At 72.7% G+C, this 17279-nt stretch carries 17 protein-coding genes; 8 read left to right on the forward strand and 9 right to left on the reverse strand.

All coding sequences use genetic code 11. The features are described 5' to 3' along the window. Nucleotides 1-24: 24 nt before the first annotated feature. On the forward strand, nucleotides 25-993 hold the full coding sequence (locus E8M80_RS02890) for a tripartite tricarboxylate transporter substrate binding protein (RefSeq protein WP_170979159.1): 969 nt from the start codon (nucleotides 25-27) through the stop codon (nucleotides 991-993). Between the two features lie 42 nt (nucleotides 994-1035). On the opposite strand, the gene E8M80_RS02895 is transcribed toward E8M80_RS02890, so the two are convergent. From E8M80_RS02895 to E8M80_RS02905, 3 genes are all read right to left on the reverse strand, one after another. Then, nucleotides 1036-2088, reverse strand: coding sequence for a methyltransferase (locus E8M80_RS02895; RefSeq protein WP_206035554.1), 1053 nt, complete (start codon nucleotides 2086-2088; stop codon nucleotides 1036-1038). A gap of 97 nt (nucleotides 2089-2185) precedes the next feature. Further along, nucleotides 2186-3742 carry an acyl-CoA carboxylase subunit beta gene (locus tag E8M80_RS02900; protein WP_137124130.1) on the reverse strand — a complete coding sequence of 519 codons (1557 nt, stop codon included), beginning with the start codon at nucleotides 3740-3742 and terminating at the stop codon, nucleotides 2186-2188. A gap of 64 nt (nucleotides 3743-3806) precedes the next feature. Beyond that, nucleotides 3807-4283, reverse strand: coding sequence for a hypothetical protein (locus E8M80_RS02905; RefSeq protein WP_137124131.1), 477 nt, complete (start codon nucleotides 4281-4283; stop codon nucleotides 3807-3809). Between the two features lie 354 nt (nucleotides 4284-4637). Here E8M80_RS02905 and E8M80_RS02910 point away from each other — a divergent pair, with 354 nt between their 5' ends. Both E8M80_RS02910 and E8M80_RS02915 read left to right on the forward strand, forming a co-directional pair. After that, nucleotides 4638-7055: a sensor histidine kinase gene (locus tag E8M80_RS02910; RefSeq protein WP_170979160.1), complete on the forward strand. Its 2418-nt coding sequence runs from the start codon at nucleotides 4638-4640 to the stop codon at nucleotides 7053-7055. A gap of 126 nt (nucleotides 7056-7181) precedes the next feature. Next, entirely contained in the window at nucleotides 7182-8144 is a 963-nt protein-coding gene (locus E8M80_RS02915; protein ID WP_137124133.1) for a UDP-glucuronic acid decarboxylase family protein, read from the forward strand. A 149-nt stretch (nucleotides 8145-8293) separates the two neighbouring features. On the opposite strand, the gene E8M80_RS02920 is transcribed toward E8M80_RS02915, so the two are convergent. The 3 genes from E8M80_RS02920 to E8M80_RS02930 all read right to left on the reverse strand — a co-directional run bounded on the left by E8M80_RS02920 (nucleotide 8294) and on the right by E8M80_RS02930 (nucleotide 11798). After that, entirely contained in the window at nucleotides 8294-9127 is an 834-nt protein-coding gene (locus E8M80_RS02920) for an NADPH-dependent oxidoreductase (RefSeq protein ID WP_170979161.1), read from the reverse strand. Nucleotides 9128-9341: 214 nt separating this feature from the next. Beyond that, nucleotides 9342-10676 (reverse strand): LLM class flavin-dependent oxidoreductase, encoded by a 1335-nt coding sequence (locus tag E8M80_RS02925; protein ID WP_137124134.1) that lies wholly within the window; start codon nucleotides 10674-10676, stop codon nucleotides 9342-9344. A 153-nt stretch (nucleotides 10677-10829) separates the two neighbouring features. Then, nucleotides 10830-11798, reverse strand: a complete 969-nt coding sequence (locus E8M80_RS02930) for a tripartite tricarboxylate transporter substrate-binding protein (protein ID WP_170979162.1) — start codon at nucleotides 11796-11798, stop codon at nucleotides 10830-10832. A 109-nt stretch (nucleotides 11799-11907) separates the two neighbouring features. Between E8M80_RS02930 and E8M80_RS25705 the strand changes: the two genes are divergently transcribed. Continuing rightward, on the forward strand, nucleotides 11908-12054 hold the full coding sequence (locus E8M80_RS25705; protein ID WP_170979163.1) for a hypothetical protein: 147 nt from the start codon (nucleotides 11908-11910) through the stop codon (nucleotides 12052-12054). Nucleotides 12055-12063: 9 nt separating this feature from the next. On the opposite strand, the gene E8M80_RS25710 is transcribed toward E8M80_RS25705, so the two are convergent. Then, a complete protein-coding gene (locus E8M80_RS25710; RefSeq protein ID WP_170979164.1) occupies nucleotides 12064-12912 on the reverse strand; it encodes a thioesterase family protein in 849 nt (282 codons plus the stop codon). 127 nt (nucleotides 12913-13039) lie between these two features. Here E8M80_RS25710 and E8M80_RS02935 point away from each other — a divergent pair, with 127 nt between their 5' ends. Together E8M80_RS02935 and E8M80_RS02940 are read left to right on the forward strand one after the other, a co-directional pair. Continuing rightward, a complete protein-coding gene (locus E8M80_RS02935; RefSeq protein WP_137124136.1) occupies nucleotides 13040-14116 on the forward strand; it encodes an LLM class flavin-dependent oxidoreductase in 1077 nt (358 codons plus the stop codon). 51 nt (nucleotides 14117-14167) lie between these two features. Next, entirely contained in the window at nucleotides 14168-14452 is a 285-nt protein-coding gene (locus E8M80_RS02940; protein ID WP_137124137.1) for a hypothetical protein, read from the forward strand. A 136-nt stretch (nucleotides 14453-14588) separates the two neighbouring features. On the opposite strand, the gene E8M80_RS02945 is transcribed toward E8M80_RS02940, so the two are convergent. Together E8M80_RS02945 and E8M80_RS02950 are read right to left on the reverse strand one after the other, a co-directional pair. Then, nucleotides 14589-15191, reverse strand: coding sequence for a thiamine pyrophosphate-dependent enzyme (locus E8M80_RS02945; protein ID WP_240789856.1), 603 nt, complete (start codon nucleotides 15189-15191; stop codon nucleotides 14589-14591). Next, nucleotides 15188-15715, reverse strand: coding sequence for a thiamine pyrophosphate-binding protein (locus E8M80_RS02950; RefSeq protein WP_137124138.1), 528 nt, complete (start codon nucleotides 15713-15715; stop codon nucleotides 15188-15190). Before E8M80_RS02950 ends, E8M80_RS02945 begins: the two co-directional genes overlap by 4 nt. A gap of 232 nt (nucleotides 15716-15947) precedes the next feature. Between E8M80_RS02950 and E8M80_RS25715 the strand changes: the two genes are divergently transcribed. Continuing rightward, entirely contained in the window at nucleotides 15948-16412 is a 465-nt protein-coding gene (locus tag E8M80_RS25715; protein WP_206035555.1) for an alpha/beta fold hydrolase, read from the forward strand. Then, nucleotides 16381-17279: IS256 family transposase (locus E8M80_RS02960; protein ID WP_137124140.1), on the forward strand; the 899-nt coding region annotated here is incomplete at its 3' end. The genes E8M80_RS25715 and E8M80_RS02960, both read left to right, overlap by 32 nt.

Below are 17279 nucleotides of genomic sequence, written 5' to 3' on the forward strand. Positions count from 1 at the left end.
AACGACACCGGGAGGACCCAGACCATGACCATCGCCATTACCCGCCGCGCGCTCGGCACCGCCGCCCTCGGCGGCCTCGCCGCGCCCGCGCTCGCGCAGGGCGCCTGGCCGAGCCGGCCGGTCCGGCTGATCAGCCCCTTCGCGCCGGGCGGGCCGCAGGACGTGCCGGCCCGCTATTTCGTCGAGCACCTGACGCCGCGCCTCGGCCAGCCGGTGGTCTACGAGAGCCGCGCCGGGGCGGGCGGCCAGGTGGGGATGCAGTTCGTCGCCTCGGCGACGGACGGGCATACCTTCCTGATCACCTCCAACTCCGTCGCGACGTTGCCGGCGCTGAAGCGCAATCTCGGCTACGATCCGCTGGTCGACCTGCTGCCCATGACGATCGTGACCGAGGCGCCGCTGATCTACTGCGTGCGCGCGAACGGCCCGGCCGACCTCGGCGCCTTCCTCGCGCACGCCAGGGAGAACCCGGGCAAGGTCTCGGTGGGCAGCTCGGGCATCGGCTCGGCGACGCACCTGACCAGCGCGCTGCTGATGCAGAAGGCGGGGATCGAGCTGCTGCACGTGCCCTATCGCGGCGCCGGGCTGATCATGAACGCGCTGCTCGCCGGCGATATCGACTGCTTCGTGGGCGACGTCTCGCTCGCGCTCGAGCATATCCGCGCAGGCACGATCCGCGGCATCGGCGTGACGACGGCGACGCGCGCGCCGCTGCTGCCCGACGTGCCGGCGGTGGGCGAGCGCGTGCCGGGCTTCGCCGTGCCCTTCTGGTTCGGCCTGTTCGCCGCCAAGGCGACGCCGCCCGAGGCCATCGCGCGGGTGCTGGCCGAACTCGCGCCGCTGCGCGCGCCGGAAAGCGAGCTCTACCGCCGCATGGCCGCGCGCGGCTCGCAGCTGATGCTGACCGGGCCCGGCCCCCTGGCCGAGCGGTTGCGCGCGGAGATCCCGCAATGGCGCCAGGTGGTGCAGGCGGCGGGGATCACGCCGGAGTAGCGGATCCCGCACCAGACAAACGATCTGGCAGGCGCAGCCGCCTCACGCGCCTGCCGCGGGATGCGCCACGACAAGGCTGAGCGGCGAGCGCGTCGGAATGATCTCGCGCAGGGCGAAGCCGCCCTGCGCCAGCAGGTCGCGGAATTCCGGCCCGGTGCGCTCCAGCGCGGCATACTGGACCATCATGTTTAGGTCGGAGAATTTCCGTTCCGCATCCTCGTTTGGCGGGCCGACAACGCGTTCGATCACGATCAGCGTCGCCGAGGCAGCCATGGCGCGGCGGCAGGTCCGCAGGATCTCGATCGCCTCGCGGCCGTCCCAGTCATGCAGGATCGCCTTCATGACATAGGCGTCGCGCTGCGCCGGCACCGCGTCGAAGAAGCTTCCGGCCACCACCTCGACGCGATCCGCCAGCCCGTCCGCGGCGAATGCCGGCGCGGCCGTCGCGACGACCTGAGCTTGGTCGAACAACACGCCCCGCAGCGCCGGCGCGGCCAGCAGGATGGCCCTGAGCAGGTGCCCCTGTCCGCCGCCGACGTCCACCACCGAACCGAACCGGCCGAAATCGAATGCCGCGAGCACCGCCTCGGCCTCGGCGCGCGAATTGCCGGTCATCGCGCTGTCGAAGATGGCTCGCTCCTCCGGATTCTGCGCGCGGTAGGTCCAAGCATCCACGCCGCAGGTGAACTTCGCGGCGCTTTCACCGGTGCGGATGCAGTGCAGCAGGTTGCCCCAGGATCGCCACTGGCCGGGCGTTCCAATCCAGCGCGCGTAGTTCCGCCGCGATCCGGGCGCGTCGCCCGTCAGGCAGGCGCCAAGCGGCGTGAGCGAGAAGACCCGGTCCGTGCCTTCGTGGAAGACGCCGACGGCAGCCAGCGCGCGCATCAGCCGGTAGAGCGAGGGCATATGCGACCCGGAGGTCTCTGCAAGCGACGCGACGTCCCTCGGTCCGTCGACCAGCAGGTCGGCGACGCCGAGCGTGGCGGCGACATGCAGCGCCTGGGAAACCTGGTAGGCGTTGACCAGCCGCATCAACTCGGCCGAAGGCGACATCTCCTCCGTCGCGCCGGCGTTTGTGGAAGGGGTTGCAGCCATGGCCGTCGCCTCTCCGGCCTCCAGGGAAGGAGGCCGCATAGCGTGCTCCGGCAGACAGGTATGCTAGCCCGGCCGGCACGGCGATGCACGCGCCCCGTCAGGGGCGCATCGTGAAGGCGGCCGTCCCGGTCGCCCGCAGCGGCTCCGCCAGCCGCGCGAATTCGCACAGCAGCCGCCTCGTGTCCCGCGGGTCGATGATCTCCTCCACCCAGAACGCCTCCGCCGTGCGGAAGGGGGACCGCAGCTTCTGCAGCCGCGCCTCGATCTCGGCCACCTTGGCGTCGCGGTCCTCCGCTGCCGTGACCTCCGCCGCGTAGGCCGCCTCCACGCCCCCTTCCAGCGGCAGCGACCCCCAGCGTGCCGAAGGCCAGGCGTAGCGGATCGAGTATCGCCCCGCCGGCTGGTGCACCACGCCCGCGACGCCGAAGGCGTTGCGCAGGATCACCGTGCACCAGGGCTGGCGGCACTGGTTGACCGCCGCCATGGCGCGCACGCCCCAGCGTATGGTGGCGTTGCGTTCCGCCTCCAGCCCCACGGCGAAGCCGGGGCAATCCATCAGGTAGACGACCGGCAGGTGGAAGGTCTCGGCCAGGTCGACGAAGCGGATGATCTTCTGGCAGGCATCGGCGGTCCAGGACCCGCCCTGGAAGACAGGGTCCGACGCCAGCACCGCGACCGCCCGCCCGTCGAGCCGCGCGAGGCCCGTGACCACCGGCCGGCCGAACCAGCGCCCGGTCTCGAAGAAGCTGCCCTTGTCCACCAGTGTCTCGATGATGGGCCGCACCTTGTAGGCGGCGCGCGGGTCGCGCGGGATGGCGGCGATCAGCGCCTCGTCCCGCCGCGCCGCGTCGTCGCGTGGGCGCATGTTGGGCGGCAGCGCGAAGACCGAGGACGGCATGTAGGACAGGAAGCGCCGCGCCAGCGCGAAGGCCTCGTCCTCGGTCTCGGCCGCGTCGTCCACCGCGCCCGCCTTGCATTGGATCTCCCAGCCGCCGAGGTCGCGCTTCTCCAGCGTCTCGCCCAGGCGCGCGACCACCGGCGGCCCGGCCACGAACATCGCCGACGCCTTGGTCATGACGGCGTAGTGCGCCGCCGCGAGCCGCGCGGCCCCCAGCCCCGCGACCGAGCCGAGGCCGAGCGCCACCACCGGCACCAGCCCGAGGTTCGCCGTGGTCTGCGCATAGAGCTGCGTGCCGCCGACGCCGCCCGGCAGGTTGGCCCGCCCCGTCGTCTCGATCGTCTTGACCGACCCGCCGCCGCCCGAGCCCTCGATCAGCCGGATGATCGGCAGGCGGAGCTCGGCCGCCATGCGCTCGGCCATGATGGGCTTGTCGCGGATGGTCGCGTCCGCGCTGCCGCCGCGCACGGTGAAGTCGTCGCCCACCACGACCACGGGGCGGCCGTCCACCATCGCCCGCCCCATGACGCAGTTGGACGGCGTGAACCCCGCGAGGTCGCCCTGTTCGTCGTACTCCGCGCGGCCGGCGATGGCGCCGACCTCGTGGAAGGTGCCGCGGTCGACCAGCGCGTCCACGCGCTCGCGCACCGTGAGGCGCCCGCCATCGTGCTGGCGCTTCACCTTGTCCGGCCCGCCCATGACGCGGGCCAGCGCCTCGCGCCGACGCAGTTCCTCGAGTTCCGGTTCCCAGCTCATGCGCGCGGCGTTCCCTTCTGCCGCGGCGAGTGTCCCGTTGCCGCGCGGCGGCGTAAAGCCGGGCTCAGGGCGCGACGACGTCCTCGCGCAGGAACCAGAGCTCCAGCGCCGGTCCGTTCATCAGCCGGAGCCGGACCAGGTCCTCCTCCGTCCCCTCGAACGCCCATTCGTTGCGCCGGAAGGTGGTACGGCAGCCGCCGGCGAGGCGCGCCTGCGCGCGCAGCCGCGGCGCCGCATCCTCGCCGTTGCGCACGAGGCGGAGCGGCCCGGGCTCCGCGCAGCCGAGCGTGCCGTCGCGCGCGACGCGCCAGACCGGAATGGGTGCCTGTGCCTGCTCCGGCGTGCCTTCGGGCTCATCCCCGTTCATCTGCGCGGCCTCGGCGCCGCCTGGCGGCGTGCCGGCGGCGGGGCGCGCCAAGGGTGGCACGCGCGCGGGCGGCACCGGCGGCACGGGCAGCGGCTCTGGCTCCGGCGCCGGCGGCGCGCAGGCGGCCAGCAGCAAGAACGTCGCCCCGGCAAGACCTGGCAGGATTCGGCTCATGGCTATACCGTAGATTAACTTTTGCCGCCGCGGAATCGCCACGCGGCGGCATCCTCCTGCGCGACCGCCCGACGACGGTATCCAGGATGGGCGGGCGGGTGCCGGTATGCGAAGCATGCTCCGCGCCGGTCGTCGTCGGGCGGCAATCATCCCGTGGCCCCGGCGCCCCGACGGCGGCGGCGCGGCCCCGGATGCCGCGAACGTGATGGCCGGGGCGCGGTCATCTCCCGGGCGGACAACGCTTGGTTGACGCATTCCCGATGTATACACTTGCCATCGGTGGCGGGACGGGCAACGGGTCTCCGGGTGCAGGGCATTCGACAGGGTATGGCCGCGGAGGCCAGAAGCCGACGTGTGCTCGGCCGGCGCCTGCTGGTCGTGGCGGCGGCGGGGCTGCTTCCGCTCGCGCTCGGCGCGGCAGCGCTCGGGCTGGCCTCGCGGCATTGGAACGAGGCCGCGACGGGCCGCGCGGTCGTCGCGGCCGCCGGCCATGCGGCGCAATCCGTCGATGCCGAGTTCGAGGCGCGCCGCACCGCGCTCCGCGCCTTCGCCGCGGCGCTGGATGGCGGCCGCGGCCTCGCGAACCTCGAGGAAGCCGACGCCGCGGCGCGCCGCCTCGCGGAGACGCTGGGCGGGCCGGTCGGCGTGCTTGACCGCAGCCTCGGCCTTCTGGTGGACACGAGCGAGCCCTTCGGCACGCCGCTCGGCTCGACCCCGGCCGTGGCCGCCGGCCTCTGGGCGCTCGAGACCGGCCGCGCGCGCGTGAGCGACGTGCTGCCCGGCCCCGCGGACAGCGCCGGCCAGCCGATGCTGATGCTGCCCCTGCTGCGCAGCGGGCGGGCGGAGGCGGTGCTGAGCCTGCGCATCGACACGGCGCGGCTCGTCGCCGCCATCGGCCCCGGCCCCGCCGCGCTGCTGGACAGCCGCGGGCGCCTTGTTGCGAGCCAGGGCGCATCGGCCGCCGTGCTGCCGGACTGGCCGGTGCTGTCGGGCCTGCCGCGCGGCGAGGCGCGCGTCGTGCCGGGCGCCGATGGCCGCGACCTGCGGCTGGCGGTCAGCTACCTGTCGGAAGCACCGGAATGGCGGGTCGTCGCCTGGCGCCCCGCCTCCGCCGGGCTGCTCCCGTGGATGAACCTGCTCGCCTGGCTGGGCGGGGTGGTCCTGCTCGCGGCGCTGGCGGCGGCGGCCGCGGTGCGCCGGGCGCGCGGCGCGCTGCTCGGCCCGATCGAGGCGCTTTCGCACCATGCCGCGGCCGCGGCCGCGGCGCTGCGCGCCGACGCCATCGTGCCCGCCGTCCCGCAGATCCCGCCGTCGGGGGAGTTCGCCGCCCTCGGCGCGGCGCTGGCCGAGGCGCAGGCGGCGGCCCAGCAGCGCGAACGCCGGCTGCGCGCCCTGGCCGAGGCCGGCGCCATCGTCCTCTGGCGCGCCGATGCCGGCGGTGGCTGGACCGAGGCAGCGGGCTGGGCCGGCCTCACCGGCCAGACCGCGCCCGCCTTCCGCGGCGACGGCTGGATCGAGATGCTGCACCCCGACGACCGCGCGCCGACGCTCGCCGAATGGGGCCGCGCGCTGGTCGCGCGGAGCCAGATCGGCGTCGAGTTCCGCCTGCGCTCCGCGGGGGAGGACGGCACCTGGCGCTGGGTGCGCGCGACGGGCGTGCCGATCGCGAACGACGACGGCACGCCGCTCGAATGGGTGGGCGCGATCCACGACATCACCGATGCGCGGGGCGCGGGCGCCGCGCTGCGCGTGAACGAGGCGCAGGTGCGCCAGACCGTCGCCGAGCTCCGCGCCGTCTACGACACCGTCCCCGTGGGGCTGGCGCTGGTCGATGCCTCGCTGCGCTTCGTCAACGTCAACGCCCGCTTCGCCGCCATCAGCGGATTGCCGACCGAGGCCCATATCGCCCGCGCGCCGCACGAGGTGATGCCCGAGGGCCTGGCCGAGCCGCTCGAGAAGGCGCAGCGCGAGGTGCTCGCGACCGGACGGCCGATGCTCGACGTGAGTTGCACGGGACAGGCGCCGGGCGCGGTGCAGCACCTGCGCCACTGGCTTGCCTCCTGCCACCCGGTGAAGGACGCGGCCGGCGCGGTGACCGGCGTCTCGGCCGTGCTGCAGGACGTGACGGACCGCGTGCGCGCGGAACGCTCGCGCGAATTGCTGGTCACAGAGCTCAATCACCGGGTCAAGAACACGCTGGCGACCGTGCAGTCCATCGCGGCGCAGTCCTTCCGCCGTGCCGGCGCCGGCGCGCCGGGCGCCGCGCGGGACTTCGTCGGCCGCCTGCAGGCACTGACGCGCGCGCACGACCTGATGGCGGGCGAGGGCTGGGACCGCGTCGACCTGCTGCGCGTCGTCCGTGCGGGGCTGCAGCCCTGGCTCGAAGGCGGCCGCGCGGTGCGGATCGGCGGATCCGGACGTATCCAGGTCGATGCCGGCCAGGCCCAGGCGCTCGTCCTCGGGCTGCATGAACTGGCGGCGAACGCAACCCGCTACGGCGCGCTCTCCCGCCCCGGCGGGGAGGTCGAGGTCACGTGGTCGCTCGGGGAGGACGGCGTCGCCGCCTTCGACTGGCGCGAAAGCGGCGGGCCGCCGGTCACGCCGCCGGCGCCGGACCGGCGCGGCTTCGGCATGCGGCTGCTCGAGCGCGGGCTCGCGCACGACCTCGGCCCGGGGGCGGAGGTGCTGCTGACCTTCCCGGAGGACGGCGTGCGCGCGGCGCTGCGTTTCCGCACCGGCCTGCCCACGCTCGTGTCAGAGCCCGCCGACTGACCTGGCCGATGCCCCGGCCAGCCCCGGAATCCTTGCCGCCGGGCGCCCGCCGGGCCAGAAACGCGCCGCGGCGCCGGCACGGCGTCCGTGCGGCCGGTCCGCGGCCATCACGAGGGGAATGACGGCATGATCTCGCGCAAGCGCGTGCTGGTGACGGGGGGCGCGGGGTTCATCGGATCCCATCTGTGCGAGCGGCTGCTCGCGCAGGGGCACCAGGTGCTCTGCGTCGACAACTACTTCACCGGCACGCGCGACAACATCGCCCACCTGCTGCAGCACCCGCAGTTCGAGGCGATGCGCCACGACGTGACCTTCCCGCTCTATGTCGAGGTCGACGAGATCTACAACCTGGCCTGCCCGGCCTCCCCGGTGCACTACCAGTTCGACCCGGTGCAGACGACCAAGACCTCCATCTCCGGCGCGCTCAACATGCTGGGCCTGGCCAAGCGCGTGAAGGCCAAGGTGCTGCAGGCCTCGACCAGCGAGGTCTACGGCGACCCCGAGGTCCATCCGCAGACCGAGGACTACCGCGGCAGCGTCAACCCGCTCGGCCCCCGGGCCTGTTACGACGAGGGCAAGCGCTGCGCCGAGACGCTGTTCTTCGACTATCTCCGCCAGCACAAGGTCCGCATCAAGGTCGCGCGCATCTTCAACACCTATGGCCCGCGCATGCACCCGGAGGACGGGCGCGTGGTGTCGAACTTCATCGTCCAGGCGCTGCAGGGCAAGCCGGTCACGATCTACGGCGAGGGCACGCAGACGCGGTCCTTCTGCTTCGTGGACGACCTGGTCGAGGGGCTGATGCGCCTGATGGCGACCGACGACGACGTGACCGGGCCGGTCAACCTCGGCAATCCGCACGAGATCACGGTGCGCGAGCTGGCCGATCGCGTCATCGCTCTGTGCGGCGACGGCGCCGGTCTCGAGAAGCGGCCGCTGCCGCAGGACGATCCGGTGCGCCGCTGCCCGGACATCGGTCTCGCGAAGCGGCTGCTGGGCTGGGAGCCGAAGGTGCCACTCGAGGACGGGCTGCGCCGCACGGTCGCGTATTTCGACGCCGTGCTGCGGCGGGGGAACGCGCCAGGGTGAGGCGGGGGGAGAAGGGAACTTCTCCCCCCGAGCCCCCCCTCAACCTTTTTTGGCACCCGGCGCCCCACCACCCAGGGACAGCGCCAGGTTCCAGAAAAGGGAGGGGGATCGGGGGAGGTTCCCCTCCCCCCACCTTCGGACCGCCGCCGCTACTTCAGCGGGAAGCCCAGCGAGACCAGCGCCTCCTTCAACCGGTCGCGCCCCGCCAGCGCCTTCATGGTGCCGAGCCGCGCGATGACGCGCTGCGTCCAGCTGTCCGCCCCGCCCATCTCGTTGCGGCGGGAGAAGGCGGCCATGCGCGGGTCGTAGGCGGCGCGGTGGCCGGCGTCGTCGGCGTCGTAGCGTTCGTGGTGCAGCACGGCGGCCTGCGGCAGGCGGGGCTTCACCTCCCCTTCCCGGCCCGGCGCCGCATGGCCGACGCAGAGGCCGAAGACCGGTGCCACGCCCGGCGGCAGGCCGAGCAGCTCCGCCACCCGCTTCACGTCGTTGCGCAGCGCGCCGATGTAGACATTCGCGAGCCCGAGGCTCTCGGCCGCCACCACCGCGTTCTGCGCCGCCAACGCCGCGTCGATCGACGCGACGAGGAAGGCCTCGAGGTAGGGCAGGCCCACGAGTTCCACCTTCTCCTGCTCCGCGAGCCGCGTGTTGCGCGACACGTCGGCCAGAAACACGAGGAAGACCGGGCATTGCTCGATGTGCTTCTGGTTGCCCGCGATGGCCGCCAATTCGCGGCGCACCGCCGGGTCGTTCACCGACACGACCGACCAGGTCTGCAGGTTGGACGACGTCGCGGCGGATTGCGCGGCGGCGACCAGCGTCTCGACCGTGCCGTCCGGCACCGGGTCGGAGGTGTAGCCGCGCACCGAGCGGTGCGAGAGCAGCAGCGCGATGGTGTCGTTCCACGGGCCGGCCTTGGGCTCGGCGCCGGCGCCGTAGCGGGCCGTCAGCGCCGCCTGTGCGGCCGGCATCTGGGTTCCGTCCATATCGATCTCTCCTCGGGAGTTCGCCGGAACCTAGAGCAGCATCCTGCCGAGGGAAACCGGGCGACAATCCGGAGACGGATCGTGCACCGGCGCGATCCGGGCGCGCGAAGCGCGACCGCGCCCAGGCCGCCTGCCGGGCAAGGCGCAGCAGTGCGCGGCGCGAAGCCAAGCCGGCGGATGCCGGCGCGCGGCGCCTGCGCGCGCAACACGACGCTCAGCGCGCGACGGCGGCGGCAGGATGCGGGGCCGCGAGGCGCGGGCCGGCACCGAACAGCTTCTCCCGATAGGTGCCGGGCGCATGGGCGCGCTTGTAGCGCCCGCGCTCCTGCAGCGCGGGCACCAGCAGCGTCACCACGTCCTCCAGGCATTCGGGCGTGACGGTGCGGGAGAGGTTGAAGCCGTCCACATCAGCCTCGTCCTGCCAGGCGATCAGCGCGTCGGCCACCTCCTCGGCGCTGCCCAGGATGGGCGGCTGGCGGCTGCCGAGCACCATGCGGTCGATCAGCGCGCGCTTGGTCGCGCGCGGCGCGGCGGCGCGCAGCGCCTCGACATTCGAGCGGATCGCCTCCGACGCCGACGGCAGCTCGTCATCCATGCCGTACCGCGCGAGGTCGATGCCGAGGGAGGCCGAGGCATGGACCAGCGCCGCCTCCACGCTGGCGTGGCGGCGGTAGTCTTCCAGCCTGTCGCGCGCCTCGGCCGCGGTGCGGCCCAGGATCACGGTGGCGCCCATGAAGGCCCTGATCGGCCGCGGCGCCGCGCGCGCGCGGAGGTCCGCGACCAGCGCCGCGACATGCGGCTTCGGCCCGCCGTTCAGGAACACGCATTCCGCATGCCGCGCGGCGAAGGCGCGGCCGCGATCGGATGCGCCCGCCTGGTAGAGCACCGGCGTGCGCTGCGGCGAGGGCTCGACCAGATGCGGCGCGTCAAGGCGGTATTGCGGCCCCTCGTGCCGGATGCGCGCGACGCGCGCAGGGTCGGCATGGACGCCCGCGGCGCGGTCGCGCTTCACCGCATCCGACGCCCAGGATTCCTCCCAGAGGCGATAGACGACCGTCATGAACTCGTCCGCCATGTCGTAGCGATCGTCATGCGCCATCTGGCGGTCAAGGCCCATCGCCCGCGCGGCGCTGTCGAGGTAGCCCGTGACGATGTTCCAGCCGATCCGGCCCTTGGTGAGATGGTCGAGCGTGGAGAAGCGCCGCGCCAGCAGCGCCGGCGGTTCCCAGGCGAGGTTCACGGTCACGCCGAAGCCGAGATGCTCCGTCGCCGCCGCCATGGCGGGCACGAGCAGCATCGGGTCGAGCAGCGGCACCTGCACGCCGTGGCGGATCGCCGCGTCCCCGCTGCCGCCATGGACGTCGTAGATGCCGAGCACGTCGGCCAGGAACAGCCCGTCGAACAACCCGCGTTCGAGCAGGCGCGCGAGCGATGTCCAGTGGTCGAGGGAGAGGTAGTCGGCCGCATGGTCCCGCGGATGCGTCCACATCCCCTGCTGGATGTGGCCGATGCAGGCCATGTCGAAGGCGTTGAGGCGAATCTCGCGCATGCGGGGAAGGTGGCAGGAAGGGCGGGGGAGGTGAACCTCCCGCACACCCCCTCCCTTCTTTGGGAATTGGCGCCGGTCCTGGGATGCCGGTCACCAGGTGCCGAAGAAGGTTGAGGGGGTTCGGGGGGAGACGTTCCCTTCTCCCCGCGACCTTCAGTTCTCGGGTCGGAACCCGCTGTCGCGCACCACCTGCGCCCAGCCGTCGCGTTCGCGCCGGATCCGCTCCGCGAAGGCGGCGGGCGTGTCGGAGGTGGTCGGCAGGTATTCCAGCCGGTCCAGCGCCGCGACCATCTCGGGTGCCGCGGCGGCGGCGCGGATCGCGCGGTGCAGCGCCTCCACCACCGGCGCCGGCGTGCGCGCCGGCAGCAGCACGCCGAACCATTCATCCTTGTCGAGGTCGGGGTGCCCCAGTTCCCGGAAGGTCGGCACGTCCGGGAAGCGCGGGTTGCGCGCGGCGGAGGATACGGCGAGCAGCCTCAGCCCCGTGCCGTGATGGGGCGAGACATCGCCCAGCACGCCGATGAAGCAGGAAAGCCGCCCCGCGATCAGGTCCTGCACCGCCGGCGCCGCGCCACGGAAGGGCACGTGCGTCATGGCGAGCCCGGTCTTCTTCGCCAGCACGATGCCCATGAAATGCGGCGCCGATCCCGCGGCGGGGGAGGCCCAGGGCAGGTCGCGCCGCTCCGCCTTCGCCCAGTCGATCCAACCGGCGAGCGTCTGCGCCGGATGGTCCTTCGGCACCGCGAAGGCGAAGGGGAAGGTGCAGACGGTCGAGACGGGGATGAGGTCCGTCAGCGCGTCGTAGCGCACCTCCCGCGGGAAGACGTGCGGCTGCAGCGTCAGCATCGATGCGGGCGTCTGCAGGATGACCGTGCCGTCCGCGTCGGCGCCCTTGACGAATTCCACCGCGATTCGCCCGGCGGCGCCGACGCGCCCCTCCACGATCACCTGCGGCGCGAAGGCGCCGCGCAGCCGTTCGGCATAGAGCCGCGCGACGACGTCGGACGACCCGCCCGGCGGAAAGCCCACGATCAGGCGCGCCGGGCGCTGGAGCGTCTGCGCGGCAGCGCCCCCGGCGGCGAGCAGGCCAAGCGCGGCGCGGCGCCCGATGGCGAAATTCATGCGGTGGTCTCCTCCCTGGCCCGCTGCGGAGCCTGCGGCGGACATGCTATGGGCAGGGCGCGGGCGCCGCCACCCCGGCGCGGCCACCGGGGACGAGAGGGACGCAAGCGTGCCGCTCAGCCAGGGCCTGCTCGTCATCATGATCCTGGCGAGCTGCGCGCCGCCGCCGACCGCGACGCGGCACCACTGCGTGGCCATCCCGAACGGCCTCGTGGAATGCCACGAGGTCCCCCCGCCCGCACCCGCGCCGCGCTGAGGCCGCCGGCTACAGCCCGAGCCCTTCCACCAGCATCGCTTCCAGCGCCGCGCGCCGCGTCTCCGGAATCGCGATGGCGCGCCGCGCCGCCAGGTCGAAGGCGACGCCCACCGCCTCGGCCGCCGCGACCGGCGCGCCGGTCTCCCCGTCATGCAGCAGGTGCGTCCAGGTCGTGGTCTTCTCGGCCAGCGCGCGCAGCCCGCTGGTCACCGTCAGCAACTGTCCGGCGCGCAGCGGCGCCAGGTGCACCAGCCGGTATTCCAGCGCCGCGCTGCCGACCCCGTCCTCCTTCACGCCGAGGCCCGTGCCGCGGTTGCGCAGGTTCGGCACACCGTCCCAGACGCGGGCGATGACGCCGTCCGGCCGCATCACACCCGCGGCGTCGCATTCATGGGCGCGGACGGCACCGCGATAGCCCTCCGTCAGGCCCATGGCGCGGGCGGCCGCGCGGTCCGGCAGGGGGCGCGGGGCCGCGAAGGACAGGCCGCGCGGCGCCGCATGCGCGGGCAGCGCCACGCGCAGCGCCTCCGGCACCACGACCGGCGCCCCGGGCGCGATCCAGGTCGCGAAGGTCGCGGCCGGCGCCTCGGTCGCGGTGTTGCGGATCTCGCAGAAGGCGAGCAGCCGGTCGTCGCGCTGCTCCACGACGCCGCCCAGGATGGTGAAGGGCGTGCCCGGCGCCATCTCCCGCAGGAAGCGGATGTGCTGGTCCAGCACCGCGAAGCCGCCCGGATGCCCGGCCTCCAGCAACAGCCAGGCCAGCGCATCCGTCACGCGCGCAACGTAATGACGCACGTTCATGTGCCCCATCACGTCGCATTCCTCCTGCTGCACGCTGCCGCGGCCGATGACGATCATGCAGGGGCTCCATCCGTTCCGGTGCGCCAGATCAGCGCGGCGCGGCCCGCGCCGCAAGCCGTCCGGGGTTGCGCGCGGCCCGCCCTTCGCGTGACCATCCCCGCCAACGAGGGGAAGGAGACGCAGCATGGATGTCGGCCTGTTCTGCCTGATGGGCTACCGCACCCGCGGCACGCCGACGGCGGCGATCTACGACGACGCCGTGGCGCAGGTGAAGGCCGCCGAGCAGGCCGGCTTCGCCATCGCCTGGTTCGCCGAGCACCATTTCTCCAACTACTGCGTCTGCCCGTCACCGCTCACGATGGTCGCGCACATGGCGGCGCACACCTCGCGCATCCGGCTCGGCTCCGGGGTGGTGATCGTGCCGCTGTATCACCCCTCCCGCCTGATCGCGGAGGTGGGGATGGTCGATTCGCTGGCGCATGGGCGGCTCGTGCTCGGCATCGGCAGCGGCTACCAGCCCTACGAGTTCGAGCGCTTCGGCCAGGACCTGCAGGAGGCGCCGGCCCGGCTTCTGGAAGTCATGGCCATGATGGAGAAGGCCTTCGCCGCCGAGACCTTCGCCCACGACGGCGCGCACTACGCCATGCCGCCCGCGCACATCGCGCCGCGGCCCGTGCGCGGCATGCCCGACATCTACGTCGCCGGCGACAACCCCGACCTGCACCGCTACGCGGCCGAGCGGGACTGCGTGGTCATGGTGACGCCGCGCCACTTCACCCCCGCCATGCTCGCCGCCGCCCGCGCCCGCTTCGAAGGCACCCGCGCCCGCGCCGGCAAGCCGCCCGAGACGCTGCGCTTCGGCGCCATGCGCCCGTTCTGCGTCACGAGCGACCGGCAGGAAGCCGCGCGCTTCCTCGAGAACGCCCGCTGGCAGATCCGCCTCTCGCAATCCCTCCGGCGGCGGGAACAGGAGATGGACGGCGGCATGATCGTCGAGAAGCCCTGGGAGGGCGAGCCGACCCTGGAGGAAATGGCCGCCCACATGCTGGTCGGCGACGCCGCCACCGTCGCCGCCCGCATGGCCGCCGAGATCCGCGCCGCCAGCCCCTGCCACTACCTGCTGCAGGCGCAACTCGGCGACATGCCGCCGGGCACCGCGCTCCGCTCCATCGCCGCCTGGCAGGCCGAGGTCAGGCCGATCCTGGAACGGGAATTCGGCCCGCTCGACCGAATCGGGACGCCCGCGGCCGCAGCGGCCTGACGGCGCCGCGCCGCTTGACCGCGCCGGGGCGGATTTGCCACTGATTGCGGCGTGGGGATCCTGGTCAGCGTCCGCGGCGGGGATGACGACACGCTCTGGGCCGTCGTGGCGACGGTGGGGCGGAAGTCCCTCGTGGCCGAGGTGTTCCGATCCCGCGACCAGGCGCTGCGCGACAGCGCCTGGCGGGACCAGCAGGTGAAGGCCTACGCCGACTGGCTGGTCCGCGCCCAGCAACCCATCCCGAACTATTCGGTGGCCCCCATCCGGCGGTCGGACCTGCCGCGCAAATGGTCGCCGCTGCCCGCGCTCGGCTTCCTGCGCGGGCAGACGATCTGACACCCGGCCCACGAAGCACCGACCTGCGGCCCGAAGGGCCCGGGCCGCGACTGCGGCCCGCCGGTTGTCCGGCGAAGCCAAGCGCCGCGTCCGCGGCCCGCCCGGCGCCTGAGGGGCACGAAAGAGGCGCGCCGCGTCAGGCCGGCGCGGCCATCGCCCGCATGAAGCTCTCGCGGAACCGGATCGGGTCGCGATCCGTCTGCGTCCGCCCCGGCTCCCCGTCGATCTTCACGCCGATCACATGCGGCCCGTCGGTCCCGAGCGCCTTGGCCACCAGCGCATCGTACTCCGCCTCGTCCGCCGCCCAGGCGGCCGAGGCGATGCCCGAGGCGCGCGCGATCGCCACGATGTCGGTGCCCGAGGTCCGGGCCGGCGTCCCCTGCCCGCCCGTGATCTGGTAGATGCCGTTGTCCCACACGATGACGCAGAGGTTCCGCACCCCCTGCGCCGCGATGGTGGAGAGACACCCGAGCTGCATCAGCAACGACCCGTCCCCCTCCAGCGCGAAGACGCGCCGCCTGGGCTGCGCGAGCGCCACGCCCATCGCGATCGGCGCGGCAAGGCCCATGCTGCCCAGCATGTAGAAATTCTCGGCCCGCGACTTGTCGGCGCCCCAGAGGTCCCAGTTCGAATTGCCGATGCCGCCGATCACGGCTTCCCGATTCTTCAGTCCCGCGACCAGGCGCTTCGTCAGCGCCGCACGGTTCATCACATGCAGGTTGTCGGTCGTGTCGGTCACTTGCGGCCTCCGCTCAACAGCGGGGAAATGATGAGGCAGGCGGGCCACTTCGTGGCGAAGGCCTGGCGGATGGTGCGGTCGGCCATGAAGGCGGCCTCGTCCAGCCGCGTGATGGTGTGATGCTCGATGCCCATGCTGTCCAGGATCGGCCGCATGGTGCGGCAGACGATCGCCTGGCCGGGGTTGAATTCCCCCATCGTGCCGCGCTCGCTGACCACCATCACCACCGGCACCTGGAACGCGACGGGCAACGAAGCCAGCACGTTCGGCAGCGTCGCGAAGCCCGAGGTCTGCATCAGCACGACACCGCGCATCCCGGCCATGGTGGCGCCGGTCACGATGCCGACGGCCTCCTCCTCCCGCACGCAGGGGAAGGTGGTGAAGAACGGGTCGGCGTGACAGCCCTCGATCAACGGCCTGAGGACATTGTCGGGGACATAGGTCACCAGGCGGACATCATTGTCCTTGAAGGCCTGGCGGAGGATGGCGTGCCAGGTGGCAGGCGCGCCCTCGGCGCTGGTCATGGATGAGGCGTCCTCGCGTGTGGTGGGGGGAGGTATCGCATTGCGGGGTGGGGGCGCCAAGGCGGGGGGTGTGTCTCGCGCGGCGGTGGCCTGGCAGGGGCGCCGCCCCTGCACCCCGGCAGGAAACTCAGTTTCCTGCACCTTCGGTCATGGTGCAGTCTGTCCGGCGGATTGGAATTTCCCGGAAGCAGGGCAACGTTTCCGTCACCGAAAAGGATGCGTGATGCCAACGTTGACCATCGACGGCACCCCGATCGCATACGCCGAAGCCGGTTCCGGCAAGCCGCTGCTGATGGTGCATGGCACGCTTGGCGACCAGCGCTCCTGGGCCGCGCAGATGGCCGCCTTCGGCGCGGCGCATCACGCCATCGCCGTCAGCCTGCGCCATTGCTGGCCAGGGGAGTGGACTGACGGCGGCGACTTCACGATCGCGCGCCACACCGCCGACGTGGCCGGCTTCATCACGGCGTTGGGCGAAGGGCCGGTGCGGTTGCTGGGCCATTCGCGCGGCGGGCACCTTCCGCGTGGCGCAACATCACCCGGAACTGATTTCCGATCTGGTGCTGATGGAACCCGGCGGCGAACTCGACGCCACACTCGGCGGCACGGGGACTGTCAGGAATTCCGTGTGTGGCCGGTCATGATGGGAAAGAAGGAGCTCCCCCATGGCCCGACGGAAAGAGTTGATCATCCCTGACGCGATCCTGGACCAGTTGCTGTCTGGGTCGGAAGCGAGCGCTGCCTTTGATCAAGGCGGCCTGCTGGATCAGCTGAAGAAAGCGCTGGCGGAGCGGGCGCTGAACGCCGAGATGGACCATCACCTGGCGGGCGACGGCGGTGCCGGCAACAGCCGCAACGGCTACGGCCGCAAGAGCGTGGTGACCGACACCGGGCGGATGGCGCTGGAGGTGCCGAGGGACCGGCAGGCGAGCTTCGATCCGCTGCTGATCGCGAAGTACCAGCGGCGCTTCCCTGGCTTCGACGACAAGATCATCTCGATGTACGCGCGGGGGATGAGCACGCGCGAGATCGCGGGCCACCTGCTGGATCTGTACGGCGTCGAGGTCTCGCCCGACCTGATCAGCACGGTCACCGATGCCGTTTTGGACGAGATCGCCGCCTGGCAGGCGCGGCCGCTGGAGCCGGTCTACCCCTTGGTGTTCTTCGATGCGCTGCGGGTGAAGATCCGTGATGAAGGCCTGGTCCGCAACAAGGCGGTGCACATTGCGCTCGGCGTGCGGGCGGACGGAACCAAGGAAATCCTTGGCCTTTGGCTCGAGCAGAACGAGGGTGCGAAGTTCTGGCTGCGGGTGATGAACGAGCTGCGCAACCGCGGCGTCGAGGACATCCTGCTGGCCGTGGTCGACGGCCTGAAGGGTTTTCCCGAGGCGATCGTGGCGGTGTTCCCCGAAGCGACGGTGCAGACCTGCATCGTGCACCTGCTGCGCCACAGCCTGGATTTCGTCTCCTGGAAGGACCGCAAGCCGGTGGCCGCGGCCTTGAAGGACATCTACCGGGCCGTGGATCCCGCCGCGGCCGAGGCCGCCCTGGCGGCGTTCGAGGC

Source organism: Roseomonas sp. HF4 (assembly GCF_005222755.1).
Lineage (GTDB): Bacteria > Pseudomonadota > Alphaproteobacteria > Acetobacterales > Acetobacteraceae > Neoroseomonas.

What these genes read in the sequence shown, in the direction of transcription:
- E8M80_RS02935 (WP_137124136.1), top strand. Translation starts at nt 13,040, where the DNA reads ATGGATGTCGGCCTGTTCTGCCTGATGGGCTACCGCACCCGCGGCACG.
- E8M80_RS02950 (WP_137124138.1), bottom strand. Translation starts at nt 15,715, where the DNA reads ATGACCAGCGCCGAGGGCGCGCCTGCCACCTGGCACGCCATCCTCCGC.
- E8M80_RS02905 (WP_137124131.1), bottom strand. Translation starts at nt 4,283, where the DNA reads ATGAGCCGAATCCTGCCAGGTCTTGCCGGGGCGACGTTCTTGCTGCTG.
- E8M80_RS02890 (WP_170979159.1), top strand. Translation starts at nt 25, where the DNA reads ATGACCATCGCCATTACCCGCCGCGCGCTCGGCACCGCCGCCCTCGGC.
- E8M80_RS02900 (WP_137124130.1), bottom strand. Translation starts at nt 3,742, where the DNA reads ATGAGCTGGGAACCGGAACTCGAGGAACTGCGTCGGCGCGAGGCGCTG.
- E8M80_RS02925 (WP_137124134.1), bottom strand. Translation starts at nt 10,676, where the DNA reads ATGCGCGAGATTCGCCTCAACGCCTTCGACATGGCCTGCATCGGCCAC.
- E8M80_RS25710 (WP_170979164.1), bottom strand. Translation starts at nt 12,912, where the DNA reads ATGATCGTCATCGGCCGCGGCAGCGTGCAGCAGGAGGAATGCGACGTG.
- E8M80_RS02915 (WP_137124133.1), top strand. Translation starts at nt 7,182, where the DNA reads ATGATCTCGCGCAAGCGCGTGCTGGTGACGGGGGGCGCGGGGTTCATC.
- E8M80_RS02930 (WP_170979162.1), bottom strand. Translation starts at nt 11,798, where the DNA reads ATGAATTTCGCCATCGGGCGCCGCGCCGCGCTTGGCCTGCTCGCCGCC.
- E8M80_RS02920 (WP_170979161.1), bottom strand. Translation starts at nt 9,127, where the DNA reads ATGGACGGAACCCAGATGCCGGCCGCACAGGCGGCGCTGACGGCCCGC.
- E8M80_RS02895 (WP_206035554.1), bottom strand. Translation starts at nt 2,088, where the DNA reads ATGGCTGCAACCCCTTCCACAAACGCCGGCGCGACGGAGGAGATGTCG.